The following is a 24,306-nucleotide window of genomic DNA, read 5'->3' as shown; positions in this document are numbered from 1 at the left end:
CCGGTGGTGAGTCACAGCCATCCGGGACGGTATCAAGTGTTCCTGGACCCACCAGGATTTCCAGGGTTGCCCATACCCGGCAGTCGGGCCCACAACACCGTGGCGTTGGGCCGGGCGGGCTCCGGGGTGATGCCCAGCTTCTTGAAGTCCTTCGAGTAGCGCGAGCCCTTCAGCACCACCACCCGGCGGGCCACGCGCCGGGCCTCATCCACCGTCTCTCGCGTCAGCGGTGAGTAGTCCGCGTGGCGGCGCAGCGCCTCGAACGCGGCGGAGGACTTGCGCTCGCGCTCGAACATCGGGTCGAAGAGCACCACGTCGAACGCACCGTCCGGCAACGTGCGCAGGAACTCCGCCGCGTCCGCGTACACCGCGCTCACCGCGCAGGCGGCCGGGTGGCGCGGCAGCCCCTCGAGCCCGTGCCGCGCCAGGAGATACAGCGCCGGACTCTTCTCCAGCGCGACGACGCTTCCGCCCGGCCCCACCAGCCGCGCCGCCACCTGCGCATCCGCGCCCAGGCCCAGCGTGCAGTCCAACACGCGCTCCCCTTCGCGCAGGCCCGCGACGCGCACGAGCTGGTCCTCCATCACGCCCGCGTCCAGCTGCTTCACCCGCAGGTGCGCCAGCCCCGGTGAGAAGCGCAGCGTCCCTTGCGCGTCCACCAGCGACACCGCCGTGGATTCAAAGACGATGAGCGCGTCCGCCATGTCGGTGAGCAGCTTCTTCAGGGGCAGCTTGTGGTGGCGCTCCACATACGGCACGCCCACCGCCTCCGCCGCACTCCGCGCACGCTGTGCGAGCTGTACGTCCACCCGGTCCGACGTGGTGACCACCAACGGCTGGCGGGAGGAAGGCGGGGGTTCTGACGGAAGGGACATGGGACGTCGCAGCCTACTCCGCGCGCAACCCGTCCCTCCGGGGACGTGCGCCTGTCCACCGCCCGTCACCGCACCTTCCCCCGGGACGCATGGCCCCGCCAGGCCCCCCTTCTTACTTCTTCGACACCACGCGGGGATGTCATGGAAACCGCGTTCATACGGCCTTGCCGGTTCAGGGCCGTGAATCGTGAATGAAGAGGGGGACGAACATGAGACACCCACGAATGACCCATGCGGGCGTGATGCTGTTCAGCGTCGCGGTGTTGATCGCCATGGCGCTGCCGCGGATGGCGACCACCCCGGCCCGGCCGCTGCTGGATGGGCCTCGCGCCTCACCCACGGGGATGGGGCCTCGCTCCGTGGCGCTGGGTGACTTCAACGAGGACGGGCGCGTGGACGTCATCACGGCCAACCACACCGCGGGCACCGTGTCCGTGCTGCGGAGCCAGGGGGACGGGACGTTCGCGCCCGGCATGGAGCGGCCCACCGGCCCGCTGCCCGGCGCGGTCGCGGTGGGGGACTTCGACGGAGATGGCCACCTGGACGCGGTCACCAGCCACTTCGGGGGCACGGTGTCCGTGCTGCTGGGGCGCGGAGATGGGACGTTCGGCGCGCGGACCGACCACTCCGTGGGCGCGGAGCCCTCGGCCGTGGACGTGGGCGACCTGGATGGCGACGGCCGCCTGGACGTGGTGACGGCCAACTCGCTGGATGACTCCGTGTCGGTGCTGCTGAACCGGGGCTCCGGACGGTTCATGCCCCAGAAGGACGTGACGACCGGCACCAACCCGTTCGCGGTGAAGGTGGCCGACGTCAACCACGACGGGATGGCGGACCTGGTCACCGCGAACTTCGTGGACACGGTGTCGGTGCTGCTCGGCAACGGGGACGGGACGTTCCGGCCGCGCATGGACTTCGCCACGGGCAACGCGCCCTACTCCGTCGCGGTGGTGGACGTGGATGAAGACGGGAAGCTGGACGTGGTCACCGCGAACTTCCGGGGCCAGAGCGTGTCCGTGCTGCGCGGCACCGGCACCGGGACGTTCCCCGTGCGCGTGGATTTCGCCGTGAAGGGCGGGCCGTACTTCGTGGCGCCCGGCGACTTCAACGGCGACGGGATGCTGGACCTGGTCACCGCGAACTTCAACGAGGACACCGTGTCCCTGCTGCCCGGCCAGGGCCACGGCTCCTTCGGCGCACCCACGCGCCTGCCCACGGGAGAAGGCCCCGCGGCGGTCGCGGTGGGCCTGCTCGATGGCGACCTGAAGCCGGACGTCGTCACCGCCAACACCCGGGGACATGACGTGTCCGTGCTCCGGGCCGCGGCGTCCGCGGACGTGGAGGTGACGCTCACCGCCGTCCCCAGGCCGGGCGTGTCCATGCCGCGCATAGACTACACGCTCAACGTCACGCAGCACGGGCCGGATCCGCTGGCCCGGGCCGTCATCACCGTGGCCCTGCCCCCGGGCCTCCAGGCGAGCACCCGGGACTGCCTCATGGCCGCCGGCATGCTCCAGTGCGACGTGGGACCGCTGGCCGTGGGCGACACCACCGTCCTGCGCTTCTCCGCGCCGCTGCCGCGCTCCAGCGTGGGCCTGTCCTACCGCATCACCGCCACGCGGACGCACAGCGTCCCCGCGGATCCCCACTCCGCCAACGACGCCGCGAGCCAGGACTACGTGTCCCTGGGAGGGCTCGCCGCGACCTGGTGGTAGCGGCCTGCCTGGAGCGCTCCAGCCAACGACGTGGCGCGACTGGACTGAGTGTCCCTGGGTGGGCCCACCGTGACGTCGTGGTAGCGGCTTCCCTGGAGCGCTTCAGCCAACGACGCCGCGAGCCAGGACTACGTGTCCCTGGGTGGGCCCACCGTGACGTCGTGGTAGCGGCCTGCCTGGAGCGCTTCAGCGGGAGCGCTTCAGCTTGGACCACATGAGCCCGACGAAGGTGTCGGGGGCGGGCTCCGCGGACATCAACTCTTCGTCCTCGTGACCGCGCACGGGCGGCGGTAGGGGCCTGGGCGCCACGGGAAACGGCAGGGGCTCCGCGCTGTTCAGCCCCTGCGCGTGGCGCTCCATCACCTCCGCGAAGGAGCGCCGGGGCGCGTTGCGCTCCGCCACCGGCGCGGCGCCCTCCACGCTCTGGAGGGCCCGGATGCGAAGGATGACGTTGGCGCCTTCCGCGCGCGAGATGCCCGTCACCCGCCCGATTGGACCTCGCGGCCCGCGTGCCCGGCTCATCGGCTTCCTCCCGGTCCTCGCGAGGAACGGTAGCCCCTCCGCCCTCCGCCGGCCACTGCCCGGCCCTCCGGCGAGCCACGGGGAGGCCCGCCCGGCTGGCAGGTCCTCGCGGCCCCGCTGTAACCGCCCCCCGGCGTCGCGCGTAAGGAGAGGAGGCGCCCTTCTTCCGGCGGCGCCGGAGGCTTCGCGACCCATGTCGTCCGCCCGAGCAGTGTCTTCTCCCACCCGGCTGTCGCTGACGCGCAGGCTGTGGCCCGCCGTGCTGGTGCTGGCCACCGTGCTGAGCGCGTGCACCGAAGCGCGTGGCGCTCCACCCGACGCGAAGCCTTCGGCCACCGCGTCCGCCCCCGTGCAGGACGGCCGCAAGTACGCGAAGCCGTCCGACACGGAGCTGAAGCGCACCCTGTCCCCCCTGGCCTACCAGGTGACGCAGCACGAAGCCACCGAGCCTCCCTTCCGCAACGCGTACTGGAACAACCACGACGAGGGGCTCTACGTCGACGTGGTCAGCGGCGAGCCGCTGTTCTCCTCGCGCGACAAGTTCGAGTCCGGCACCGGCTGGCCCAGCTTCACCCGCCCCCTGGACAAGGCCCACGTGGTGGAGAAGCGCGACAGCACCCTGGGCATGGAGCGAGTGGAGGTGCGCTCGAAGGACGGTGACTCGCACCTGGGCCACGTCTTCGAGGACGGCCCCAAGCCCACGGGCCTGCGCTACTGCATCAACTCCGCGTCGCTGCGCTTCATCCCCGTGAACGAGCTGGCCGCGAAGGGCTATGGCGCGTGGCTGCCCACCTTCGGCCGCGCGGCCCCGAGCGAGCCCGAGCCCCAGGGCTCTCTCGCCCCCGCCGCGGGCGCCGTCGTGCTGGCGAAGGCGGCGGCTCCCACGGAGGCCACTCGCGAGACGGCGTACCTGGCGGGCGGGTGCTTCTGGGGCATGGAGGACATCCTCCGGAAGATCCCGGGCGTCATCGACACGGAGGTGGGCTACACGGGCGGCGCCTTGAAGGGCGCCACCTACGAGGACGTGCACACCGGGGAGACGGGGCACGCGGAGGCCGTGCGCGTCGTCTTCAACCCGAAGCTGCTGACGTACGAGGCGCTGCTGGAGAAGTGGTTCTTCCGCATGCACGACCCGACGACGCTCAACCGCCAGGGCAATGACGTGGGCTCGCAGTACCGCTCCGCCATCTTCTATCTGTCGGACGAACAGCGCCGGACGGCGGAGGCGGTGAAGGCCCGCGTGGGCAGGTCCGGCAAGTGGTCCCGGCCCGTCGTCACGCAAATCACCGCCGCCGGCGAGTGGGTGCCCGCCGAGGGCTACCACCAGGACTACCTGGTGAAGAACCCCGGCGGCTACACCTGCCACTACCTGCGCGACTGAAGCGCCCGCCGCGCCCTCACGCGGCGCGGTCGTGCACCTCGAACGTCATGCCCGCCTTGCGCAGGCGCTCCACCAGCACCATGCCCATGGCGGACGCGGGGGTGAGCACACCACCCCGCTTGGGAATGGTGTCGAAGGCGAGGCACAGCGCGGACTCCGCGAGCATGCGCGCCGTGGCCGCGTAGCCCGGGTCTCCCTTCGACGCGACCTTGCCCTCCACCTTCACGCGCTGGCCGCTCTTGGGCGAGTGGCCCTCGCCGTAGAGCCGCACCTCGAAGAGGCCGCGCTCGCGCACGGTGGCGGACGGGCCTTCACCCGGCGCGGGCAGCACGTGCTTCTCCAGGAGCTCCCGCACGGGGTCCACGTTGGACAGGACCATGAAGCCGCCCAGCCCCGCGGTGGTCGCCGTGGCGAGCGCCAGGCCCTTGGGCCCGGGGCCGAAGTCGGAGACCTCCGAGTAGAAGAAGTCGCGGCCCCACGGGTAGCCCAAGAGCGCGTTGGAGCGCCGCACGACGCGCGTGTTGACGGAGGCCATCACGAAGGGCGCGGTCCACGTGCCCGTGTCCGGGCTCTTCTTCACCGTGGCCAGGTCGCGCTCCTCCTTCGTGCCCCGGGAGGGCTCCGGGTCCAGCGCGTGGGCGCTGGTCAGCACCTTCTTGAGGGACGGGTCCGCCTTCACCGCCGCCAGGGTGTCCATCATGCTGGCGATGGTGCCGCCGCTGAAGCCGCCGCGCATGCGCGTCAGGTGGAAGCGCACCTGGTCGCAGTGGCCGCCGTGCTTCTCCCGCATGTAGTCCTGGACCATCAGCGTGCCCAGGTCGGAGGGGATGGAGTCGAAGCCGCAGGTGTGCACGATGCGGGCGCCCGTCTCGCGCGCCCGCGCGTCGTGGGCGTCGATGGTCTTGCGCATCCACTGCACCTCGCCCGTCAGGTCGCAGTAGTCCGTGCCGGCGCGGACGCAGGCGGCGACCAGCTCGTTGCCGTAGCGGTTGTAGGGGCCCACGGTGGAGATGATGACGCGCGTGCGCGCCACCATCGCGTCCAGCGAGGCCGCGTCCTTCGCGTCGGCAATCACCACCGGCAGGTCCGCGAACTCCGGCCGCACCTTCACCAGCTCCGAGCGGACCTGATCCAACTTGCCTTCATCGCGCCCGGCGATGGCCCACTTCGCGCGGTGCGCGTCCTGGTTGCGAGCCAGGTACTCCGCCACCAGGCGGCCGGTGAATCCCGTGGCGCCCCACAGGATGATGTCGAACGCGGGCTTCTTGTCGTGGGCCATGGGGCGGCGCGTAGCCGGACCCTCCATGTGAGCGCAAGCGCGATTCCACCGCCCGTGAATGCCCTGTGCGGGGCGCTACACCTCGGGGCGTCAGGCGCGCAGGCGCAACCGGATGGGGCCGCGCGCGGTGGACGGGTCCACCACCCTTCCCCCCTGCACGATGTCCAACACCCCGCGAGCGACGAGCCTGCGCGCCGCTTCGCGCACCGGCTCCATGCACGCGCGCCAGTCCTCGCCGCCGGACGCGCGGGCGACTTCGGAGGGGCACACGGTGGCGCCGCCTGCCCGCTGGGAGAGCAGCTCCAGGATGCGCGCCTCCCAGGGGGAATCCCGTGCCCCGGTCCGCTTCCCCCGGCATGCATCCGAGCAGTACCGCACCTGTTCCCAGTCGCGCGCCCACTTGCGGCGCCAGGTGATGGCGCGGCCGCAGACGGCGCAGGGCTTGGGAGGCGGCGGGGAGGTCATGCCCTCCCATCCATGCGTCCCGCCGCGCCGGGTTTCAACCCCGGCCATGTCGATGCTTCAGCCCAGCGCCGCCTCCACCTCCAGGGCGCGGTGCGCGTACGTGTGCTCGGCCAGCACGCGCCGGAGCGCGGCCTGTCCCATGCGCCGCGCGTCTTCCGGGGTGAGGCGCTTCATGTGCTCGGCGACCTCTTCACCGGAGCGGGCCACCAGTACCTCGCGGCCGGGCTCCAGGAGCTGTTCGACGCCCTCGAAGGCGTCGGTGATGAGGCAGGCGCCCGCGCCCGCGGCCTCGAAGACGCGGGTGGAGGGTGAGAAGCCGAAGCGCGCCATGCTGTCGCGGTGAAGGTTGAGCACCGCGCGCGCGGAACAGTTCAGCGCGTTGTGGTCCTGCGTGTAGACGTGGCCCAGGCGGCCGACGTTGGCGGGCACGACGCGCTCCTCCCAACCATTGCCTCCCAGGAGCATGCGTGCGCGGGGCAGCGCCTGCGCGACCTTGAAGAAGCAGTCATTCACGCGCGCCTCGCGATCCGGCAACCGGTTGCCCAGGAAGGCCAGGTCGCAGGCGAAGCGCGGCTCGGGCGCCACGGGGTGGTGCGTGTCCGCATCCACCGCGGCGAGGATGGGCACGCACTGCTTCGCGCCCAGCTCGCGGTACGCGTTCACCACCGGCGCGCCGCCGCCGGACGTGAGGATGCGGTCGAAGCGCGGGATGAGCTGACGGAAGAGGTGGTGGGCGTCCTTCGCCACGTGCTCCAGCGTGGCGGGCGCGCTCATGTCCCAGAACACCACCTGCGTGCCGGAGCGGCGCAGCTCCAGCACGCGGGAATCCAGATACGCGTCGAGTGACCCCGCGTCGCTGGCCTTCACCACCACGTCCACGCCGAAGGCGTCATCCAGACACTCGTCCACCGAGCCCAGGTTGTTGGAATAGACGACGACACGGGCCCAGTCCGGCGTCTGGAGGTCGCGGTGCTCCTGCCGGCCGGAGGCGTCCGGTTCATAGAAGGTGACCTGGTGCCCACGCGCGTGCAGGGCGCGGAGCAGCCCCCGGTAGTAGGTGGCCGCGCCATTCCACCAGGTGGACACGAGGCTGGAACCGAAGAAGGCGATGCGCAGGCCGGGGCTCATGCGAGGACTCTTTCCGAGGACAGCGGATGGAGGACGTCGCCGGACATCCCCAACTCCTGACAGATGACCAGCAGCGCCTCCACCCGGTGCGCGCAGGTGTGGCGCGACAGTACCGTGCGCAGGCCAGCCTCCGCGAAGGCGTGCCGCATCTCCGCGTCCGCGACCAGCGCGGACAGGTGGCGCCGCATCCGCGCCCCGTCCCGGGCGACGAGGAAGTCCTGGCCCGGGGTGAAGAGCCCGTCCGAGTCCTCCCAGGGGGAAGACACCAGCGGGATGCCGCACGCCAGCGCTTCGAAGGGGCGGATGGTGGGGATGCCGGGCAGCAGCGTGGCATAGGGCCGCCGGGGGATGTGCACGGTGACGCGCGCCTGGGAGAAGGCCAGGGGCACGCGGTGGTTGGGCAGCCAGCCGGCGTACTCGATGCCGGCGTCGAAGAGGGCTCGCAGGGCGGGGGCCGGGTAGCGCACGCCATGCACCCGCGCGGTGAGCCCCAGCTCGTGCACCGGCTCCACGAGGAACTCCTGCAGCTCCTTCGTGCGCTGGTCGTCTCCCCAGTTGCCAATCCAGACCAGGTCCCGCACCTCGCGGTTGCGCGGGTGCGGGTGGAACACGCGCACGTCGGCGGCCTCGTGCCAGGTCCACGCTCGCGGGGCCCAGCCTCGCTCCACATAGAGCTCCCGGAGCACGTTTCCGGAGGCGAGCACCCCGTCGTAGCGGGACAGGTCATAGCCGGCCATCTCCTCCGGCGCGCTCACGCTCCGGTGCCCGGTGTCGTGGAAGAGGAGGCGGAAGCGGCCGCCGTCACCGCGATGCGCTCCGATGCGGCGCACCAGGTCCGGCGGCGTCCAGGCGTGCACCAGCACCAGGTCCGCGCCTTCGAGCACGGCCTCCAGGTCCAGCGTGCCGGGCGTGTAGCGCTCCGGACGCACGTGCGGATAGAGCGCACGGGCCTCGTTGAGCGCGGCCACGCCGTAGGGCTCCTCCAGCAGGCACTGGAAGCTCCACGAGTCCTCGGGTTCGAACACGCGCACGGAGTGGCCTCGCGCGGCCAGCTCCGTCACCACCCCGCGCAGGAAGTGGGCATTGCCGTGGTTCCAGTCCGACAGCAGGGAATGACAGAAGAGGATGACACGCATGGATGGACAGGCTCCTCGGGCTCCCCCGCCGCGTGGTCATGGGCCCGGTCGGGAAAACGGTAAACACCCCGCCGTCCGGTTCACCCCTCCCTGATGGCTTGTCTGGGCGCCAGCCCTCGGGGACGCCCTTTCCCCTCCCCACGGGGCGCCTTGCCCGTGAAGTACGAAAGGCTTCGTTGACACCTACGAAATCGTTCGTATAACTATGCGTAGGAAGCGGTGAGGAGAGAGGAAGCCATGAGCCGAGGAAAGCTGCCGCGACCCACGGATGCCGAGCTGGCCATCCTGCGGGTGCTGTGGGACGGGGGCGCGCGCACGGTGCGCGAGGTCCACGAGACGCTCCAGGACGGGAGCGGCTACACCACCGTCCTGAAGACGATGCAGATCATGACGGAGAAGGGGCTGGTGACGCGCGACGAGTCCCAGCGCGCGCACGTCTACAGCGCCCGGCTCCCCCGGGAGAGCACCCAGCAGCAGCTGGTCACCGACCTGGTGGACCGCGTGTTCGGCGGCTCTCCGGCGCGGCTCGCCCTGCAGGCCCTGTCCACGAAGAAGACGTCCCCCGAGGAGCTGGCGGAGCTGCGCCAGTTGCTGGATTCGCTCGAGAAGGAGTCGGAGTCATGAACGGTCTCGTCCTGGAAGCGGTGGGTTGGGCGCTCGTGCACCTGGTGTGGCAGGGCGCGCTCGTGGCGGTGGCCCTGGCGCTGGCGCTCCGGTGGGTGGGGCGGCGTTCGGCGAACCTGCGCTACGCGCTGGCGTGCGGCGCGCTGGGCATCATGCTGGCGCTGCCGGTGGCCACCGCGTGGCGGCATGCCTCGCGCGCGGCGGAGTCCCGTCCGGTGGCGCGCACGGCGGCCATCACCCGGACCGTGGCGCCCATGGCGGCCCCGGTGGCTCCCGCCCTGACGCGGCAGCCCGCCTCGCGCCCCCTGTCCGTGAAGGAGACCGCGACGCTGCCCCGGCTGGACGGGGTCTTCCAGCAGGTGGGCGAACACCTGCCCTGGCTGGTGCTGGCGTGGGGCCTGGGCGTGGCGGCGTCATCGCTGCGGCTGCTCAAGGGCTGGATGGGGCTGCGCCGGCAGGTGGACGAGGCGGTGCACGCGTCGTGGGAATGGCAGCAGCGGCTGGAGGTGCTGGCGCGGCGGCTGAACCTCACGCGTCCGGTGCGCCTGCTGGTGTCGTCGAAGCTGGACGTGCCGTCCACGCTGGGCTGGCTGAAGCCGGTGGTGCTGGTCCCCACCGCCACGCTCACCGGGCTGGCCGTGCGGGAGCTGGAGCTGGTGCTGGCCCACGAGCTGGCCCACATCCGCCGTCACGACTTCGCGGTGAACGTGGTGCAGACGCTGGTGGAGACGCTGCTCTTCTACCACCCGGCCGTGTGGTGGATGTCCCAGGTCATCCGCGTGGAGCGCGAGAACTGCTGTGACGACCTCGCGGTGCGGCAGGGCCCCGGCGCCCTCCCCTACGCCCGAGCGCTCACCGCCCTCGAAGCGCTGCGGTTGCAGGGCATGGACGCCCAAGGCCCCGCGATGTCCGCGCTGGGCGGTTCGCTGAAGGACCGCGTGCGGCGGTTGGTGGTGGCGCCCAACTCGCGGTGCTCGTCGCGCTGGGCGGCGGGGGTGTCCATCGTCACGCTGGCCAGCAGCCTGGCGCTGGCGGTGCCGCTGACGGCGCTCGCGGTGCAGCCCGCGAAGGCGCAGGAGGAGAAGGCCCTGGCGCCGCCCGCCGTGAACGCCAGCCCCCGTACCGATGCCGCCGTGTCCGGGGACCGGACGCACACCGCGGCGATGCCCGCGCCCGCCGCCGCGCGCACTGCCGTGGCACCCGCCGCGCTCGCGGTCCCCCAGCCGATGCCGCTCGCGGTCCTCGCGGCGCCCCCGCCTCCGCCCCCGGCGCCCGCGCCGGTCGTCGCGCCGGCTCCGAACCCCGCGCCCTCCTCGAAGGAGAAGGCCCGCGCGGCGAGGAAGGAGTCGGACGACGCCGACGAGAAGACCCGCGTGGGCGTGGACCCGCTGAGCGTGGACCAGCTGGTCGCGCTGAAGATCGCGGGCGTCACGCCAGAGGTCGTCGAGCGCATCTCCGCCATGGGCTACGAGCCCACGGTGAACACGCTGGTGGGCTTCCAGCACGCGGGCGTCACGCCGGACTACGCGAAGTCCATGACGGACCGCTTCGGCCGCTCCATCCCCGCCGAGCAGCTGATCGCCATGAAGCACATGGGCGTCACGCCGGAGTGGCTGGGGCAGATGACGGCCCTGGGCTTCGGCAAGGAGGACTCCGACGACCTGCTGGCCGCGAAGGCCCTGGACATCAACGCCGCGTGGCTCAACGAGCTGAAGGCCGCGGGCTTCGGGAACCTGACGCTGGATGAGGCCCTGCAGCTGCGCGCGATGTCCGTCGACGCCAACTTCCTGCGCGAGCTGGACGCCGCGGGCGTGAAGCCCGCCACCGTGGATGAGCTGGTGCGCCTGCGCGCTGGCGGCGTGGACGCGGACTTCATCCGCCGCATGCAGAAGCCCCGGAAGTAACCCCTCCCTTCCTCTCCCAAGCGGCCCCACCGCGCGCGCCTTCCCGGGCGCGCGGACAGGCCGCGCCTTGTCCGAAAAGGAGTCGCCGTCATGACGTCGCGCCTGTCTCCGTGGCTCACCCTGGCCGTGATGCTCTTCACCCTCCCCGTCCTCGCCGCCGATGCGCAGCGCACCGGCACGTGGGGCGCGTATGTGAAGGAGCAGCAGTTGCAGTTGTCATTGCAGCCCAAGGACCGCCCTGATTCGCACCACGGCTTCTCCGCGCCGCTCGCCGACTTCCAGGGGCTGTCGACCGCGGACGGCAGCAGCGCCCCCTTCAAGCTGGTGCGCGAGGCGGGGACGTTCGACTTCGAGGGCCGCTTCAACGACGGCCAGGGCGTGGGCACCTGGCGCTTCAGCCCGGACGCCAGCTTCACGAAGAAGCTGGCGGAGCTGGGCATCCCCAAGCCAGACGCGGACGAACAGTTCCTGATGGCCAGCGTGAACGTCGGCCCGCAGCGCGTCCAGGCGCTCGCGGCCGTGGGCCAGAAGGTGACCACCGTGGATGAGCTGGTCCAGGTGGGCCTCTTCCGTGTCACCCCGGAATACGTCCGGGCCATGGCGGCCGAGGGCTACCCGAAGCTGACGCTCGAGCAGCTGGTGAGCTGCCGCATCCACAACGTCACGCCGGAGCGCATCCAGGGCTTCGCGGCGCTGGGCTTCAAGGGCCTGCCCCTGGACTCGCTGCTGGCCATGAGCATCCACGGCGTGACGCCGGACTTCATCCGCGAGATGCGCGGCCTGGGCTTCAAGGACCTGGGCGCGGATGACCTGGTGTCCATGCGCATCCACGGCGTCACGCCGGCGTTCGTGAAGGAGATGCGCGACGCGGGCTACGAGAACGCCACCGCGGAGGACTTCATCTCCCTGCGCATCCACGGCATCGACTCCATCTTCGTCCGCTCCATGTCGAAGAAGCGCAAGTAGCCAGGCACGGTGTCGTGGGTTTCCCCTACGTCATCCGGCCTCCCCCGCTTGTCATGCGAACGCGGCCATGCCGCAATCCCACGATGCAAGGCATTGCCGCCTTGCACCGACCGGAGCGTTGCGCATGCGAAGCATGGTGAAAGCGTGGTTCCTGATGAGCCTCTCCCTGGGCGTCCTCACCGCCTGTGGCCCCGCCACCGGGGCTGACGAAGCCGAGATGCCTGGCGGCGAGGCCCAGGTGGAGCAGGAGATCGGCACGGACCCCAACTGCCCCATCTCCCAGATGCAGTCGATGATCACCTGGCAGGCCGAGTGCCGCACGCCCTGCTCGAACACCGCCGGGTACGACGAGCCGAACACCACCTACAGCGGCTATGGCCTGCCCGGCACCAAGTACAAGCGCTGCTGCCCCCCGGGCGGCAGCTGTACGACCTGGAAGCTCATCGGACCGGTCTGTCAGGTCTGCGAGCTCAACTGACCCACAGCCAGGACCCCGCCCGGCCGAAAGCACGGCCGGGCGGGACCTGGACGTTGGGTGCGCATCCTGGAGGAGACGGAGCCCGTCACGAAAGGAATGCCATGACAACCCAGGTCACGAGCTCACCCAAGGCCCTCATCACGCAGACCTCCGAGCGGGAGGTTCGCATCGAGCGCATCTTCAACGCGTCCCGCGAGCGGGTGTGGAAGGCCCTGACGGACCCCACGCTCGTTGCCCGATGGTGGGGCCGGGGCAACAAGCTTGTCATTGAACGCATGGACGTCCGGCGCGGCGGCCACTGGCGCTTCATCGAGCACGCGGAGGACGGCACGTATGGCTTCGAGGGCCGCTTCCGCGAACTGAAGCCCCCGGAGCTCATCGAGCAGACCTTCGAGTGGGACGGCGAGCCCGGCCATGTCTCGGTGGACAGGACGACGCTGGAGGACCTGGGCGACGGCCGCACGAAGCTCGTCAGCGTCTCCCTGTTCCACACGGTGGAGGACCTGAAGGGCATGGTCCAGGCCGGCATGGAGCAGGGCATCAACCAGAGCTACGCGGCCCTGGACAAGCTGCTCGTGCTGCCTCATTGAGCCGGGCCCGGGACGGGAGGCGCCACGTCTCCCGCCCCCGCCGGGATTTCAGGGAAGGTCGCCAGCGCCGCGCGGCTCCTTCACGGGCTGGCCATTCTGCTCCCTCCGGGCGCGGCCCACGGCCTCGTACACCGCCATGCGCGCGCGCATGATGCCGCCCAGGGGCCGGTGCGCGGCCAGGCTGTGCGCGGGGCTGAACGACATCGCCTCGTCCACCGCGTCCTGGAGGGCCGGGTCGTACGCGTCCTGCGCGGGAAACACGAGCCGCGCGACCGGCTGATAGGGGCTCTCCTCTTCGGACCACTCCACGTTCGCGTCCTCCACCGGCATCCGCTCCAGGTCCGTGCACAATTGGACGCCCACCACGAACTCCGCCGGGTGGGCGCGGAAGAACGCCACCACCTCCTTGCGCAGGCCGTCGAAGTCCCTCACGTCCAGCTTCACGTCCTTCAGCGCCCGCAGGCCCGGCGAGTCCGGCGTCACGCTCAGCTTCGCGATGTGGTCGCCGTACCGGAAGGGAACCTGGCTGTAGTACGGCTCGCCCAGCGGGTGCAGGAACGGGTGGCCGAAGAAGTCCAGGATGGAGCTGTCCGAGCCCACCGCGTGCAGCCCCTTGTTCGCGGCGAGCGACACCGCGGACACCGCGCCCTTCACGGCCTGCGGCGTCCGGGGCGCGATGATCTCCACGGGCGTAATCTGCGCGAGGAACGACTTCACGTTTGACGCGTTGAACACCTTGCCGGTGTCCAGCGTGAAGTCCTGCGTCGTCTGTCCGGCGTGGCCGGGCAGCATGGGGCCCAGCCCGTCCACGCCCAGGACCTTGAGGGCCATCCCGCGCGGGCCGGACACCTTCCGGTCATCGTCCAGGTCCCCGGGCACGTGCGACAGCCGCGCCACCACGGCATACGTGCCGGCCTGGGAGAACAGCCCCTGGCGCAGGTGCGGAGGCAGGTCCTCCAGCACGCGCAACTCGCCCTTCAGCAGCCCGTGGGACTTGGCGTGCGCGGGACGCACGGAGCGGCCGTGCTTCGGACGCGTCAGGGCCATGCCCTTCATCATCGCGGCGATGACCTTCTGGATGAGCTCGCCCTCGCCGGGCTCCACCACCTCCACGTCGTCGCTGTAGCGGACATAGGTGCGCGACGCCTGCTTCGACGCGGACTCGCTCATGCGGAAGAACCGTCCTGGATGATGAGCGGCTGGAGGTAGGCGCCCTTCCTTCATCCGGCAGGAGCCCCTCGACTTTCCGCGGCTGGAAGGTCCGCTGCTGGATGCTCCGGCGGCGCGAAGTGGTGCGCGCCACACATCCCGCCCACCCTTCAATCCGTCGTACCTTCCACCCGCTTTTCGGTGTATCCCTGGCTCCCCCTCAACGGGCTTCCCCCCTGCCCGGCCCATCAGGAGCGCAGCCATGCATCACAGCCGACTCAGCACGTTCGTCATCGACTGCAAGGTCGAGGACATCGAAGCCGCCACCCGGTTCTGGAGCGCGGCGCTGGGACGGAAGGCGAAGCCGGTGGATCCAGACTCGCCCAACTACCGCGAGCTGGAGGCGACGGACGCCGAGCCCTCGCTGCTCCTCCAGCAGGTGGAGCACGAGAGCCGCATCCACCTGGACATCGAATCGGATGACCTGGACGCGGAGCTGGAGCGGCTGGAGGCCCTGGGAGCGAAGCGCGTCGCGTACGTGAAGCGCTGGTGGGTGATGGAGGCCCCCACGGGCCACCGCTTCTGCATCGTCCGCCCGCAGCGCGGTCCCCTGGAGGGCCGCGCCAACGTGTGGGACGGCGAGGGCCGCTAGCAGCGCCCGCCCTACCCCGGGCCCAGCGCGGCCTGGAGCAGATCCAACAGCCCCGGCCACTCCTCCGCGGACAGCCAGAGCCCTTCCGGCGCGTGCTCCGCGGTCATCCGCAGGGAGGAGGACTCGAAGAGGCGGGCCGCCAGCGCGCCCTCCTTCGGCAGCGCCCCCTCCACCCGGAGCACCTGTCCATCCCAGGCCAGCCCCGGCGGCAGCAGCTTGCGCGCCAGGGCCTGGAGCGCGGCCTTCCCCGCCCCCGTGCGCAGCGCGCCCATCAGAAACGAGGACGCGCCGGGGGACTCCTCCAGCTCCACCCGGCCCGGCGTGGACAGCCACAGCGTGTAGCGCCCCTGGGCCAGCTCCACGCGCTGGGGGGTGGTCTCCACCCGCAGCTTCCAGCCGCGCACGTCCAGCCGCAGGTCGTACACGGCCGGGGTGCAGTCCCAGGAGCGCAGGGTGAGCCCCTTCACGCGGCCCAGGACGCCGCGGGACAGCGCCTCCACCCGCGCGTGCGACAGGCGCACCCGCCGGCCCGCCACGTCCACCGCCACCTGGTTGGACAGCCCCGCCGGCAGGGCCCTGGCCCACGCGAGCACCCCGTCCAGCATTCCCGTCCACGGCTGCCCCGCCATCACGCGTCACTCCCTGGGGCCCCGGCCGGGGCACCCGTCGGGTGCACAATGGGGGACGCGGGCCCCCCGTGCAAAGCGCACGCGCGGTGCTACGGTGCGCCCCGTGCCCCAGAGCGAGTCCCTGTCAGAGCGGGTGGAGCGGTTGGAGCTGCCCTTCAACGAGTACGGTGTCGACCCGTACGGCATCTCCAAGAAGCATCTGAAGCTGGCGTTGGAGTTCTTCGCCTTCCTCTACCGGAACTACTTCCGGGTGCGTTGCACCGGCGTGCAGCACATCCCGAAGAAGGGCCGCGGCATGCTGGTGGGCAACCACTCCGGCGGCGTCGCGGTGGACGGGATGATGGTGCTCACCTCCACCCTGCTGGAGATGGACCCGCCCCGGCTCGCGCAGGGCATGGTGGAGCGCTTCATCCACAAGTTCCCCGTGGCCTCGCTGTGGGCCAGCCGCACCGGCCAGTTCACCGGCCTGCCCGAGCACGCCGTGCGCCTCTTGGAGGACGACCGGCTCCTGATGATCTTCCCGGAAGGAGCGCGGGGAACCGCGAAGCTCTATCCGGACCGCTACTCGCTGGTGGACTTCGGCACGGGGTTCATCCGGCTGGCGCTCCAGACGCGCTCGCCCATCATCCCCTTCGCCTTCCTGGGCGGCGGCGCGGCCATCCCCACGGTCACCAACGCGTACGCGCTGGGCAAGCTCTTGGGCGTTCCGTACGTCCCGCTGACGCCGTACCTCCTGCCCCTGCCCCTGCCCGTCGGCCTGGAAATCCATTACGGCGAGCCGCTCGTCTTCGAGGGCACGGGTGACGAGGAGGACCACATCATCCAGGGCTACGTGGACCAGGTGAAGGCGAGCATCCAGCGGCTCATCGAAGACAACCGCGCCGAGCGCAACCTGCGCCGGGCCCGGAGGCTGTTGCCATGAGGGTGTTGATCGCGGGCATCTCCGGCGGCATCGCGCGCAGGCTGGCGCTCAAGCTGCGCGACAGCGGCCATGAGGTCGCGGGCATCGACGTCCGCCCGTGGCGGGACGCGCCCAAGGGCATCGAGGTCCACCCGGTGGACATCCGCAAGCGCGCGGCCGAGGACGTCTTCCGGCGCTGGAAGCCGGAGGCCGTCATCCACATGGCCACGGTGACGGCGTTCACCGTGCAGGGCCACGAGCGAGGCCGCATCAACCTGGACGGCACCAAGGCGCTGTTCGACCACTGCGCGGCGCACGGCGTGAAGCAGGTGCTCTTCGTGGGCCGGCACACGTTCTACGGCGCGGCGCCGGACTCGCCGCTGTACCACAGCGAGGACGAGCCCCCGCGCGCGCTGGAGGCCATCCCGGAGCTGGCGGACCTGGTGGCCGCGGACCTGTACGCGGCCACGGCGCTGTGGCGCCTGCCGGACGTCACCACCGCGGTGCTGCGGCTCGTGTACACGCTGGGCACGCCGGGCACGGGCACGCTCGCGAACCTGCTGCGCGGCAAGCGCGTGCCCATGGTGCTGGGCTACGACCCGCTCTTCCACGTGCTCCAGGAGGAGGACGTGGTGACGGCGCTGCAACTGGCGCTGGAGAAGAAGGTGCGCGGCCTCTTCAACGTCGCGGGGCCCGCGCCCATCCCGCTGTCCGTCATCATCAAGGGCACGGGCCGCACGCCGGTGCCGCTGCCGTCGCCGGTGCTGTCGCTCTTGCTCGGCCGGGCGGGCTTCCCCCGGCTGTCCGTGGGGGCCACGGACCACCTGCGCTACCCCATCGTGGTGGACAACAAGCGCTTCCTGGAGGCCACGGGCTTCCAGTACACCTACGACGAGGGCCGCATCCTGCGCGCCTACGCGGACGCGCTGCCGGTGGACCGGGCGGGCCATGGTGGCTGAGAGCGTGGGCGCGGCGCCCGCGGCCTCGCCGGGCCTCCTGCGCCGGGTGGAGGCGGTGGTGTTCCTCACCGTGTTCCTGGACCTGGTGGGCTTCGGCATCGTCATCCCGATGCTGCCCTTCTACGTCCAGTCCATGGGCGGCTCGGCGCGCACGGTGGGCATCCTGCTGGGGTGCTTCAGCTTCACGCAGCTGCTCGCCACGCCGCTGCTCGGGCGCTATTCGGACCGGCACGGGCGGCGGGCGGTCATCCTGCTGAGCCTGCTGGCGAACGCGGCGGCCATGGCGCTGTTCGCGCTGGCCAGCCACCAGCGGATGCTGCCGCTGCTCTTCGCGTCGCGCATCCTGGCGGGGGCGACGTCCGGCAACATCGCCGCATGCCAGGCGGCGCTCGCGGACGTGACGACGAAGGAGACGCGCGCGAAGGCCATGGGGCGCATTGGCGCGGGCATCGGCCTGGGCATGGTGCTGGGGCCCACGCTGGGCGGCCTGTTCTCCGGCCTGGGGCCGTGGGTTCCGCCGCTGCTCGCCGGTGGCCTGGCGCTGGTGGGCTTCTTGGGCGCGCTCTTCGCGATGCCGGAGACGCACCCGGTGGAGAAGCGCGTGGCGGCGAAATCCCAGACGCGCTGGGCCGCGTTGCAGGACCCGTCCCGGCGCAAGGCATTGGGCATGGTGCTGGGGTTGTTCTTCGCCGTGTTCCTGTCCATGACCACGCTCCAGGTGGCGTTCGCGCTGCTGGTGCAGGCGCGGCTGGGCTGGGGCTCCAAGGAGGTGGGCTACACCTTCGCGGTGGTGGGCGGCCTGGGCATGGTCATCCAGGGTGGGCTGATTGGCCCGCTGTCCCGCGCGGCGGGTGAGTTCAAGCTGCTCATCTGCGGCGCGCTCCTGCTCGCGTGCGGCATGGCGGGGCTCGCGGTGTCGTGGCAGGCGATTCCGATGATGGTCTCCGTGGTGCTGGTGGGCGTGGGGACGGGCTTCCTGCAGCCGTTGATTTCCAGCCAGGCCTCCCAGGTGGCCCCGCCGTCGCAGCAGGGCGCCGTGCTGGGTCTGGCGCAGTCGTGCGGTGGGCTGGCCCGCACGGTGGGTCCGGTGGCGAGCGGCTGGATGTATGCGTCGTGGAGCACCCAGGCCCCCTTCCTGACAGGCATGGTGTCAGCGCTCGCGGCGGCCGGATTGGGGCTGCTGCTCCATCGGGAAACCAGCGACGACGCGGGGCGCTCAAGCCTTTAAGACCCACCCGGGTCGCTTCCTTCCCGGCAACCCCATACCTCCTTTGGGGGGCTTGTCTTCACCCGACCCGTGGGAGCAGGCTTTTGCTCACGAGGGGGCGGTGAAGCCATCACTCCCGGGGGGTAGTGCTTGCCATTGGCGGGGGAAGTCGCGCTGCTGGATGCGTTGGACCGTCACGGCCGGCGCCGGGCGGAAGGCATCGCGACGCTGAGCGTGTTGGAGGGACCGGAGGCCCTGGGAGAGGCCCTCTGGAGCCAGTGGGCCGCGAGGCACGGGCTGACGGTGGTGGAGGTGTCCGGGGAGGACGCGCACGAGGCGGCGCTGGGCTGGGCCCGGGCGCTGGCGGCGACCCGGGACCTGGGGGCGGACGCGGAGGCGCTGGCGACGTTCAGCCTGACGGCGGCGAATCCCAGACACACGCCGGTGTTCCGGGGAAAGACAGCCCATGAGCGGCGCGTGTTGCTGGATGCGCTGCCGCCGCCCGCGATGCTGGCGGACGCCACGTGGGCGCTGTGCCGTGAGCTGGTGATGGGCCGTGAGGCGGTGGTGCCAGGAACGCTCCCGGAGGCCGTGCGCACGGCGTTCGCGAAGAGCCCGGGCGCGGGGCTGCGTGCGTTGCACGCGCTGGTGCCGCCCGGACAGGCCCCGGTGGTGCGAATGGCGGTGGGGGAGGCGCCATCGTACCGGGGGCTCCAGGTGGCGGCGGCGTTGAGCAACGCGGTGCCAGCGCTCGCGGTGGCGTGCGTGGTGTCCAGCGAGGCGTTGGGAGCGTTCCTGGCGGGCGGGGAGACGCGGCTGAAGGCGCTGGTGCGCGAGGGCGTGGTGGAGGTGCCGGAGCCGGCGTCCGGGGCGGCGGGGGCGGTGGCGACGCTCGCGGAGTTGGAGCGGGAGGGGGCCTCCGAGGCGCGGCGGGCCCAGGCCGCCGAGGTGGCGCTGGCGGCGCATACCAGCGCGAGGAGCCTGTCCGAGGAGAAGGCCCGAAGCACCTACGAGACCTATCTCCGCGACAGGCTCGCGGACCACCCCGCCACGGCAGGCGTCTTCAAGCTCAATGCACCGGTCGACACCGGAGGTCCGCGTCCGTGGGTGGTGGACTTCCTCAGCCGCGAATTGAAGCTCGCGGTGGAGCTCGACGGGTACCACCACTTTGGCGACCGGGAACGGTTCCGGCGCGACCGGCGCAAGGACCTGGACCTGCAGCGCGCTGGCTACTGGGTCTACCGCATCCACTGGGAAGACCTGCTGCCCCGACTCGAAGAAATCCTCCAGACCCTCGACACCCTGATTGATGCCCGCAGGCGCGAGCTTGCAGGGCGGGAGCGCTGACATGACCACCGATACCCCCGACACACGGCTCCAGGGCCTGGCCCTCGCATGGCTGGCGACCCGCGCGGACAAGAAGCCGGGCACACGCAACGCGCTGGCGACGACGCTGCATGCCTTCGTGGAGCACCGCTGGAGCCGGGGCGAGTGGACCGGGCGGCTCGATTCGCTGGTGGAGCGGCTCCTGGACGCGGGGCTCGTGCAGAAGCGCTCCAGCGCCTCGCTGGCGCTGACCGCGAGTGGCCGCCAGCAGGCCTTGAAGTTCCTGCGGGTGGAGTCTCCCAAGGGGCTCACCTGGAAGCGGGTGCGGCAGCAGTACCTGCTCGCGAAGGACCTGGGCCTGCCAACCTCCAAGGCGGCCCTGGGCCGGGTCTCGAACGCGGATGGCATGCGCGCCCTGCTGCTCAAGCGTGCGCATCAGGTCGATGGGCCCGACCTCCCGACGCTGGCCCAGGTGCGGGACCGGCTGCTGTGGCGGAAGCTGGGCGTGGAGACGCACGAGAGGTTCACCCTGCGCGCCGTCCAGGTCCACCTGCTGGGCAAGCTGCTGGAGCAGGAGGTCAGCGACCCGAAGCGCGGCCTGGAGCAACTGACGGCGCGCGCGGTGGGAGCTTCCCGTGTGGACGCGGAGGCCCTGCGGCTGGCCACCCTGCGCCAATGGGTGCTGACGGAGCAGGCGCCGGAGTCCGCGAAGAAGCCCGCGGAGCCGTCGGACCCCGCTTCCTTCGCGAAGAACGTGCTGCGCGTCGCGAGGGCCCTTCCCACCGGACGCTTCGGTGACGACAAGGTCTTCATCTCGCACGTGTGGAAGGCGATGCAGCCCGGATGGGCCAACCGGGAGTCCTTCGACTCCGCGCTGCTCGAAGCCAACCGCAAGCGCCACCTGACACTGACCCGCGCGGACCTCGTGTCGGTGATGAACCCCGCCGACGTGGCGGAGTCCGAGGTCCGCTTCTACGGCGCCACCTTCCACTTCGTCGTCGTCTAGTCCGCTTCCGAGAGAGCCTCCATGCCCACCGACGAACGTCTCGAAGCATTCCTGGCGGATGGCCCCGAGGTCTTCGCCAGCGTCCAGCAGGCCCAGTCATTCTGGAAGCCAGACCCCTTCGACGTCGCGACCATCAACGTTCCCGCCCGCCGGACCTTCGAACTGCTGGTGAAGCGCGCCACGCGCAGCCCCGACTCCGGCAAGCTGTTCCTGCTCAAGGGTGAGTCCGGCAGCGGAAAGACGCACCTGGTCCGCGCCTTCCGTCACAGCGTGCACTCCCGGAAGCTGGGCTACGTCGGCTACCTGCCGATGACGGTGGATGCCTCCAGCTACGACCGCTACATCCTGTCGAACCTCATCGACACGCTGGACCGCACCTACGACGTGACCGTGGACGAGGACGACACGGGGCTGACCCGGCTGTCCAGCGCACTCATGAAGTACTGCAAGAGCGCCTTCGAGCCGCTCATCCACGACGAGGGCATCCTGGAGGAGTACGAGCTTCACGACATGATCCGCACGCTGGCGGACGAGCTTCACGGGAACCCGCTCTTCCGCCACGTCGACGTCCAACTCCTGCGCGCCCTCATCTACCTGCAACGCCGGGAGGCCAAGTACCACCACCGCGTCCTGCAGTGGCTGCGCTGCGAGGACATGGTGCCCGCGGACCGGCAGGTGCTCGGCGACATCGTGCCCCGCACGGCGGACAGCGACCCCATGCGCATGCTCACCCATCTGGGCAGGCTCATGGGCGCGATGGAGCAGGCGCTGGTCCTCTGCGTGGATCAGGTCGAGGACATCAGCGACTTCGAGAAGAACCCCGGCATGGAGCCGTCGTTCCGGCGCGCCATCAACAGCTTGGTCGCGTTCGCGGGCAACGTTCCCACGGCGGTCATCGTCGTCTGCTGCCTGTCCGACTTCTGGACGGAGATGCGCAAGCAGCTCACGCAGGCAATGCTGGACCGCATCGAGCAAGACCCCCCGCCGGTCACCCTGGACCATCTGCTCACGGAGCAGACCGCGCAGGACATGGTCGCCCAGCGGATGCGCGTGCTCTTCAGCCATCACGGGCTCGAAGTGGACCCCGAGGATCCGACGTACCCGATTCCCCGCGCCGAGCTCGAGCGGTTCAGCGGCCTGCGCGTCCGCGACGCGCTCAATGCCTGCCGCCGCTTCCAGGAGCAGGCCTGCCAGGACGGAAAGCTGCCTCGGCAGCTCCCTCTTCCCGGAGAGGAGAAGAAGAAGGCCGGCGAGGAGATCAAGCAGGTCCAGCACACCACCATGGACCAGAAGTGGACCGACTTCCGGGCGAAGTTCAATGGCATCGTCCCGGAGGAGGATGCCGAGATCGTCTCCCTGCTGGCCTGGGCCATTGAAGCGGGGGGAGACGAGCTGGGGGCGGCGGAGCAATACAAGGTCAGGTCGCGCACGGAGGCGTCCCTCGACGTCAGCCTCCCCACCAGTGCCCAGGGGCTGTTCGTGGCCCTCTGCAATCGCTCTCCCCGGGGTGGAGGTCTCGGCCGGCAGATGGCCGAAGCGCTCCGGTCCGCCGCTCGCAAGCTGCCGGTCATCCTCCGCACCGCGGAGTTCCCCGGCAATCCCAATGGGCTCGTCGCGGAGCAGGTCGGCGCGCTCCTGAAGAGGGGCGGCAGGCGCGCGGTGGTGAGCAACAGCGACCTGCGCGAAGTGGTGGCCCTTCAGTCCTTCCGGAAGGAACATCCGGAGTCCGCGTTCCGCGAGTGGAGCCGGTCGGCGAGGCCCCTTACCCGGTTGAAGGTGATTTCGGACGTGCTCGCGCTCGAGAAGCTCCCGCCCCCTCCCCCGCCTGCGCGTGAAACCCCACCGGCGCTCCAGCAACCAGCCCAGGGGGAGCGCCGCACCGCGCAGCCAGCGAGTGCACGACGCTCGGACGCTCCCGCCGAGCGGGGTTCGTCCGGCACACGCGAGTCCCAGGAAGAAGTCGAGCTTGAAGGACGGCGCATCCAGTCCATCAGCGAGCCGCTGGTGAGCAAGACCTCGGGCAGAACCCAGACGCCCAAGGAAGTGCCGCAGATCAAAACGGCCGCGAAGGCCGCGAGTGACACGAAGCCGGGCGCGCTGCGGCTCGGTGATTCCGAGGGGGTCTTCACCCGTCCCGTCTTCGTGCAGACGGAGGAACTGACGAAGCACAGCGCGTTCCTCGGCGGCTCCGGCAGCGGCAAGACGACGCTCGCCTTGAACCTCATCGAGCAGTTGCTCCTGCAAGGCATTCCCGCGTTGCTGGTGGACCGCAAGGGCGACCTCGCCGCGTTCGCGCGCGACGAGGCGTGGGAGGAGGAGCTGAACGACCCCGCGATGGAGGAGCGCCGGCGCCTGCTGAAGGAGCGCGTGGACGTAGCCCTCTACACCCCGGGCCGCACGGACGGGCGCGCGCTCGCGATTCCCGTGGTCCCCCGTGGGCTGGAGTCACTGCCGCCGGAGGAGCGCGAGCAGAGCGTGCAGCAGGCCGCGGACGCCATCTCGAGCATGCTCGAGTACCGCAACAGCGCGAAGGACAAGGCCGCGAAGGCGCTGCTCGCCCAGGCCTTGCGGCTGCTGGTGGAGCGCCCCATCGGACAGGAGCTGACCCTGGATCTGGTCCAGAAGTTCATCGCGTCCGAGGACGTCACCCTGGTCCAGGAGACCAGCGGCATCGACCTCAAGGTGTTCCCGAAGCTCGCCCAGGACCTGGCGACGCTGCGGCTCAACGCGCGAAGCCTCCTGGCCTCCCAGGGCGAGAAGCTGAACATGGAGGAGCTGCTCGGGCTGGGGAGCGCGAAGGTGCCGGGCAAGACGCGGCTCTCCATCATCAGCACCAAGTTCCTCGGGGGAACGCAGGGCGCGCTCTTCTGGGTGTCCCAGCTGCTCGTGGAGGCCAATCGCTGGGCCAGCCAGCATCCGTCCTCCAAGCTCCAGGCCATCCTCATGTTCGACGAGGCGGACATGTACCTGCCGGCCGTGGGCATCCCCGCGACCAAGCAGCCCATGGAGAACCTGCTCAAGCGCGCACGTTCGGCGGGCATCGGGGTGATGCTCGCGACCCAGAGCCCGGGCGACCTGGACTACAAGTGCCGGGAGAACGTGCGCAGCTGGTTCATTGGCCGCGTGAGGGAGGACCGCGCGCTCGGCAAGCTCCGGCCCATGTTCTCGGATGCGCGCGTGGATCCCGCCACACGTCTCCCCGCGCAGAAGACAGGCCAGTTCCACGTCCTGCGGGATGGACAGGTGGAACAGCTCAAGGCGGACCGGAACATCGTCAAGGCAGACCAGCTCTCCGAAGACGAAATCCTCCAGCTCGCGCACCGCACGCGCCCGCCAGACAGCGACGACACGGTGTGAGTCCAATCGGGTCACACATCCAACACACCCCGGGCATTTGAGAGCCTTTGCGCCCTG

Annotated in this window: 22 protein-coding genes; 14 read left to right on the top strand and 8 right to left on the bottom strand. The window is 70.8% G+C overall.

Going from position 1 to position 24,306, the window contains the following annotated elements:
- Window positions 1–32 precede the first annotated feature (32 nt).
- On the bottom strand, window positions 33–875 hold the full coding sequence (locus ACX114_RS08545) for a class I SAM-dependent methyltransferase (RefSeq protein WP_459296500.1): 843 nt from the start codon (window positions 873–875) through the stop codon (window positions 33–35).
- A gap of 209 nt (window positions 876–1,084) precedes the next feature.
- Here ACX114_RS08545 and ACX114_RS08540 point away from each other — a divergent pair, with 209 nt between their 5' ends.
- Entirely contained in the window at window positions 1,085–2,590 is a 1,506-nt protein-coding gene (locus tag ACX114_RS08540) for an FG-GAP-like repeat-containing protein (protein ID WP_459296498.1), read from the top strand.
- Window positions 2,591–2,776: 186 nt separating this feature from the next.
- On the opposite strand, the gene ACX114_RS08535 is transcribed toward ACX114_RS08540, so the two are convergent.
- Complete coding sequence (locus tag ACX114_RS08535; RefSeq protein ID WP_459296496.1) at window positions 2,777–3,112, bottom strand: hypothetical protein; 336 nt, start codon at window positions 3,110–3,112, stop codon at window positions 2,777–2,779.
- Between the two features lie 193 nt (window positions 3,113–3,305).
- Here ACX114_RS08535 and ACX114_RS08530 point away from each other — a divergent pair, with 193 nt between their 5' ends.
- Window positions 3,306–4,493, top strand: a complete 1,188-nt coding sequence (locus ACX114_RS08530) for a bifunctional methionine sulfoxide reductase B/A protein (protein ID WP_459296494.1) — start codon at window positions 3,306–3,308, stop codon at window positions 4,491–4,493.
- Between the two features lie 16 nt (window positions 4,494–4,509).
- On the opposite strand, the gene ACX114_RS08525 is transcribed toward ACX114_RS08530, so the two are convergent.
- The 4 genes from ACX114_RS08525 to ACX114_RS08510 all read right to left on the bottom strand — a co-directional run bounded on the left by ACX114_RS08525 (window position 4,510) and on the right by ACX114_RS08510 (window position 8,501).
- On the bottom strand, window positions 4,510–5,772 hold the full coding sequence (locus tag ACX114_RS08525) for a saccharopine dehydrogenase family protein (RefSeq protein WP_459296492.1): 1,263 nt from the start codon (window positions 5,770–5,772) through the stop codon (window positions 4,510–4,512).
- 90 nt (window positions 5,773–5,862) lie between these two features.
- Window positions 5,863–6,237: a DUF3253 domain-containing protein gene (locus tag ACX114_RS08520; RefSeq protein WP_459296490.1), complete on the bottom strand. Its 375-nt coding sequence runs from the start codon at window positions 6,235–6,237 to the stop codon at window positions 5,863–5,865.
- A gap of 57 nt (window positions 6,238–6,294) precedes the next feature.
- A complete protein-coding gene (locus ACX114_RS08515; RefSeq protein ID WP_459296488.1) occupies window positions 6,295–7,365 on the bottom strand; it encodes a CgeB family protein in 1,071 nt (356 codons plus the stop codon).
- Window positions 7,362–8,501 (bottom strand): CgeB family protein, encoded by a 1,140-nt coding sequence (locus tag ACX114_RS08510; protein WP_459296486.1) that lies wholly within the window; start codon window positions 8,499–8,501, stop codon window positions 7,362–7,364. The genes ACX114_RS08515 and ACX114_RS08510 overlap by 4 nt, the downstream gene beginning before the upstream one ends.
- Window positions 8,502–8,738: 237 nt before the next feature.
- On the opposite strand from ACX114_RS08510, the gene ACX114_RS08505 reads away from it, so the two are divergent.
- The 5 genes from ACX114_RS08505 (at window position 8,739) to ACX114_RS08485 (ending at window position 13,063) form a co-directional block, all read left to right on the top strand.
- Window positions 8,739–9,125, top strand: coding sequence for a BlaI/MecI/CopY family transcriptional regulator (locus tag ACX114_RS08505; protein ID WP_014394523.1), 387 nt, complete (start codon window positions 8,739–8,741; stop codon window positions 9,123–9,125).
- Window positions 9,122–11,029, top strand: a complete 1,908-nt coding sequence (locus ACX114_RS08500; protein ID WP_459296484.1) for a M56 family metallopeptidase — start codon at window positions 9,122–9,124, stop codon at window positions 11,027–11,029. Before ACX114_RS08505 ends, ACX114_RS08500 begins: the two co-directional genes overlap by 4 nt.
- Window positions 11,030–11,119: 90 nt before the next feature.
- The gene (locus ACX114_RS08495; RefSeq protein WP_459296482.1) at window positions 11,120–11,995 is read left to right on the top strand and encodes a 4-hydroxy-3-methylbut-2-enyl diphosphate reductase; all 876 of its coding nucleotides are present in this window, start codon (window positions 11,120–11,122) and stop codon (window positions 11,993–11,995) included.
- A gap of 124 nt (window positions 11,996–12,119) precedes the next feature.
- Window positions 12,120–12,473, top strand: a complete 354-nt coding sequence (locus ACX114_RS08490; protein WP_459296480.1) for a hypothetical protein — start codon at window positions 12,120–12,122, stop codon at window positions 12,471–12,473.
- 101 nt (window positions 12,474–12,574) lie between these two features.
- On the top strand, window positions 12,575–13,063 hold the full coding sequence (locus ACX114_RS08485) for an SRPBCC family protein (RefSeq protein WP_459296478.1): 489 nt from the start codon (window positions 12,575–12,577) through the stop codon (window positions 13,061–13,063).
- Window positions 13,064–13,111: 48 nt separating this feature from the next.
- On the opposite strand, the gene ACX114_RS08480 is transcribed toward ACX114_RS08485, so the two are convergent.
- Window positions 13,112–14,233, bottom strand: a complete 1,122-nt coding sequence (locus tag ACX114_RS08480; RefSeq protein WP_459296476.1) for a catalase family protein — start codon at window positions 14,231–14,233, stop codon at window positions 13,112–13,114.
- Window positions 14,234–14,474: 241 nt separating this feature from the next.
- On the opposite strand from ACX114_RS08480, the gene ACX114_RS08475 reads away from it, so the two are divergent.
- Window positions 14,475–14,864 (top strand): VOC family protein, encoded by a 390-nt coding sequence (locus ACX114_RS08475; protein WP_459296474.1) that lies wholly within the window; start codon window positions 14,475–14,477, stop codon window positions 14,862–14,864.
- Between the two features lie 11 nt (window positions 14,865–14,875).
- Here the strand turns inward: ACX114_RS08475 and ACX114_RS08470 are convergent, their stop codons facing one another.
- Window positions 14,876–15,493: a hypothetical protein gene (locus ACX114_RS08470; RefSeq protein WP_459296472.1), complete on the bottom strand. Its 618-nt coding sequence runs from the start codon at window positions 15,491–15,493 to the stop codon at window positions 14,876–14,878.
- 94 nt (window positions 15,494–15,587) lie between these two features.
- Here ACX114_RS08470 and ACX114_RS08465 point away from each other — a divergent pair, with 94 nt between their 5' ends.
- The 6 genes from ACX114_RS08465 (at window position 15,588) to ACX114_RS08440 (ending at window position 24,249) form a co-directional block, all read left to right on the top strand.
- Complete coding sequence (locus ACX114_RS08465; RefSeq protein WP_459296470.1) at window positions 15,588–16,415, top strand: lysophospholipid acyltransferase family protein; 828 nt, start codon at window positions 15,588–15,590, stop codon at window positions 16,413–16,415.
- Window positions 16,412–17,353 carry an NAD-dependent epimerase/dehydratase family protein gene (locus ACX114_RS08460; RefSeq protein WP_459296468.1) on the top strand — a complete coding sequence of 314 codons (942 nt, stop codon included), beginning with the start codon at window positions 16,412–16,414 and terminating at the stop codon, window positions 17,351–17,353. Before ACX114_RS08465 ends, ACX114_RS08460 begins: the two co-directional genes overlap by 4 nt.
- Window positions 17,343–18,581, top strand: coding sequence for an MFS transporter (locus ACX114_RS08455; protein WP_459296466.1), 1,239 nt, complete (start codon window positions 17,343–17,345; stop codon window positions 18,579–18,581). Before ACX114_RS08460 ends, ACX114_RS08455 begins: the two co-directional genes overlap by 11 nt.
- A gap of 129 nt (window positions 18,582–18,710) precedes the next feature.
- Window positions 18,711–19,907, top strand: coding sequence for a DUF559 domain-containing protein (locus ACX114_RS08450; protein ID WP_459296464.1), 1,197 nt, complete (start codon window positions 18,711–18,713; stop codon window positions 19,905–19,907).
- Between the two features lies 1 nt (window position 19,908).
- Window positions 19,909–20,892 carry a hypothetical protein gene (locus ACX114_RS08445; protein WP_459296462.1) on the top strand — a complete coding sequence of 328 codons (984 nt, stop codon included), beginning with the start codon at window positions 19,909–19,911 and terminating at the stop codon, window positions 20,890–20,892.
- Window positions 20,893–20,913: 21 nt separating this feature from the next.
- Window positions 20,914–24,249 (top strand): ATP-binding protein, encoded by a 3,336-nt coding sequence (locus tag ACX114_RS08440; protein ID WP_459296460.1) that lies wholly within the window; start codon window positions 20,914–20,916, stop codon window positions 24,247–24,249.
- Window positions 24,250–24,306 lie beyond the last annotated feature (57 nt).

This window comes from Corallococcus sp. M7 (assembly GCF_054512695.1).
Note: the sequence above shows the minus strand (reverse complement) of the source record. Positions and strands in the feature narration are given on the sequence as shown.

Bases quoted from the DNA above. Each gene is read 5' to 3' on its own strand.
- ACX114_RS08545 (WP_459296500.1), bottom strand. From the start codon at position 875: ATGTCCCTTCCGTCAGAACCCCCGCCTTCCTCCCGCCAGCCGTTGGTG.
- ACX114_RS08540 (WP_459296498.1), top strand. From the start codon at position 1,085: ATGAGACACCCACGAATGACCCATGCGGGCGTGATGCTGTTCAGCGTC.
- ACX114_RS08535 (WP_459296496.1), bottom strand. From the start codon at position 3,112: ATGAGCCGGGCACGCGGGCCGCGAGGTCCAATCGGGCGGGTGACGGGC.
- ACX114_RS08530 (WP_459296494.1), top strand. From the start codon at position 3,306: ATGTCGTCCGCCCGAGCAGTGTCTTCTCCCACCCGGCTGTCGCTGACG.
- ACX114_RS08525 (WP_459296492.1), bottom strand. From the start codon at position 5,772: ATGGCCCACGACAAGAAGCCCGCGTTCGACATCATCCTGTGGGGCGCC.
- ACX114_RS08520 (WP_459296490.1), bottom strand. From the start codon at position 6,237: ATGACCTCCCCGCCGCCTCCCAAGCCCTGCGCCGTCTGCGGCCGCGCC.
- ACX114_RS08515 (WP_459296488.1), bottom strand. From the start codon at position 7,365: ATGAGCCCCGGCCTGCGCATCGCCTTCTTCGGTTCCAGCCTCGTGTCC.
- ACX114_RS08510 (WP_459296486.1), bottom strand. From the start codon at position 8,501: ATGCGTGTCATCCTCTTCTGTCATTCCCTGCTGTCGGACTGGAACCAC.
- ACX114_RS08505 (WP_014394523.1), top strand. From the start codon at position 8,739: ATGAGCCGAGGAAAGCTGCCGCGACCCACGGATGCCGAGCTGGCCATC.
- ACX114_RS08500 (WP_459296484.1), top strand. From the start codon at position 9,122: ATGAACGGTCTCGTCCTGGAAGCGGTGGGTTGGGCGCTCGTGCACCTG.
- ACX114_RS08495 (WP_459296482.1), top strand. From the start codon at position 11,120: ATGACGTCGCGCCTGTCTCCGTGGCTCACCCTGGCCGTGATGCTCTTC.
- ACX114_RS08490 (WP_459296480.1), top strand. From the start codon at position 12,120: ATGCGAAGCATGGTGAAAGCGTGGTTCCTGATGAGCCTCTCCCTGGGC.
- ACX114_RS08485 (WP_459296478.1), top strand. From the start codon at position 12,575: ATGACAACCCAGGTCACGAGCTCACCCAAGGCCCTCATCACGCAGACC.
- ACX114_RS08480 (WP_459296476.1), bottom strand. From the start codon at position 14,233: ATGAGCGAGTCCGCGTCGAAGCAGGCGTCGCGCACCTATGTCCGCTAC.
- ACX114_RS08475 (WP_459296474.1), top strand. From the start codon at position 14,475: ATGCATCACAGCCGACTCAGCACGTTCGTCATCGACTGCAAGGTCGAG.
- ACX114_RS08470 (WP_459296472.1), bottom strand. From the start codon at position 15,493: ATGGCGGGGCAGCCGTGGACGGGAATGCTGGACGGGGTGCTCGCGTGG.
- ACX114_RS08460 (WP_459296468.1), top strand. From the start codon at position 16,412: ATGAGGGTGTTGATCGCGGGCATCTCCGGCGGCATCGCGCGCAGGCTG.
- ACX114_RS08455 (WP_459296466.1), top strand. From the start codon at position 17,343: ATGGTGGCTGAGAGCGTGGGCGCGGCGCCCGCGGCCTCGCCGGGCCTC.
- ACX114_RS08445 (WP_459296462.1), top strand. From the start codon at position 19,909: ATGACCACCGATACCCCCGACACACGGCTCCAGGGCCTGGCCCTCGCA.
- ACX114_RS08440 (WP_459296460.1), top strand. From the start codon at position 20,914: ATGCCCACCGACGAACGTCTCGAAGCATTCCTGGCGGATGGCCCCGAG.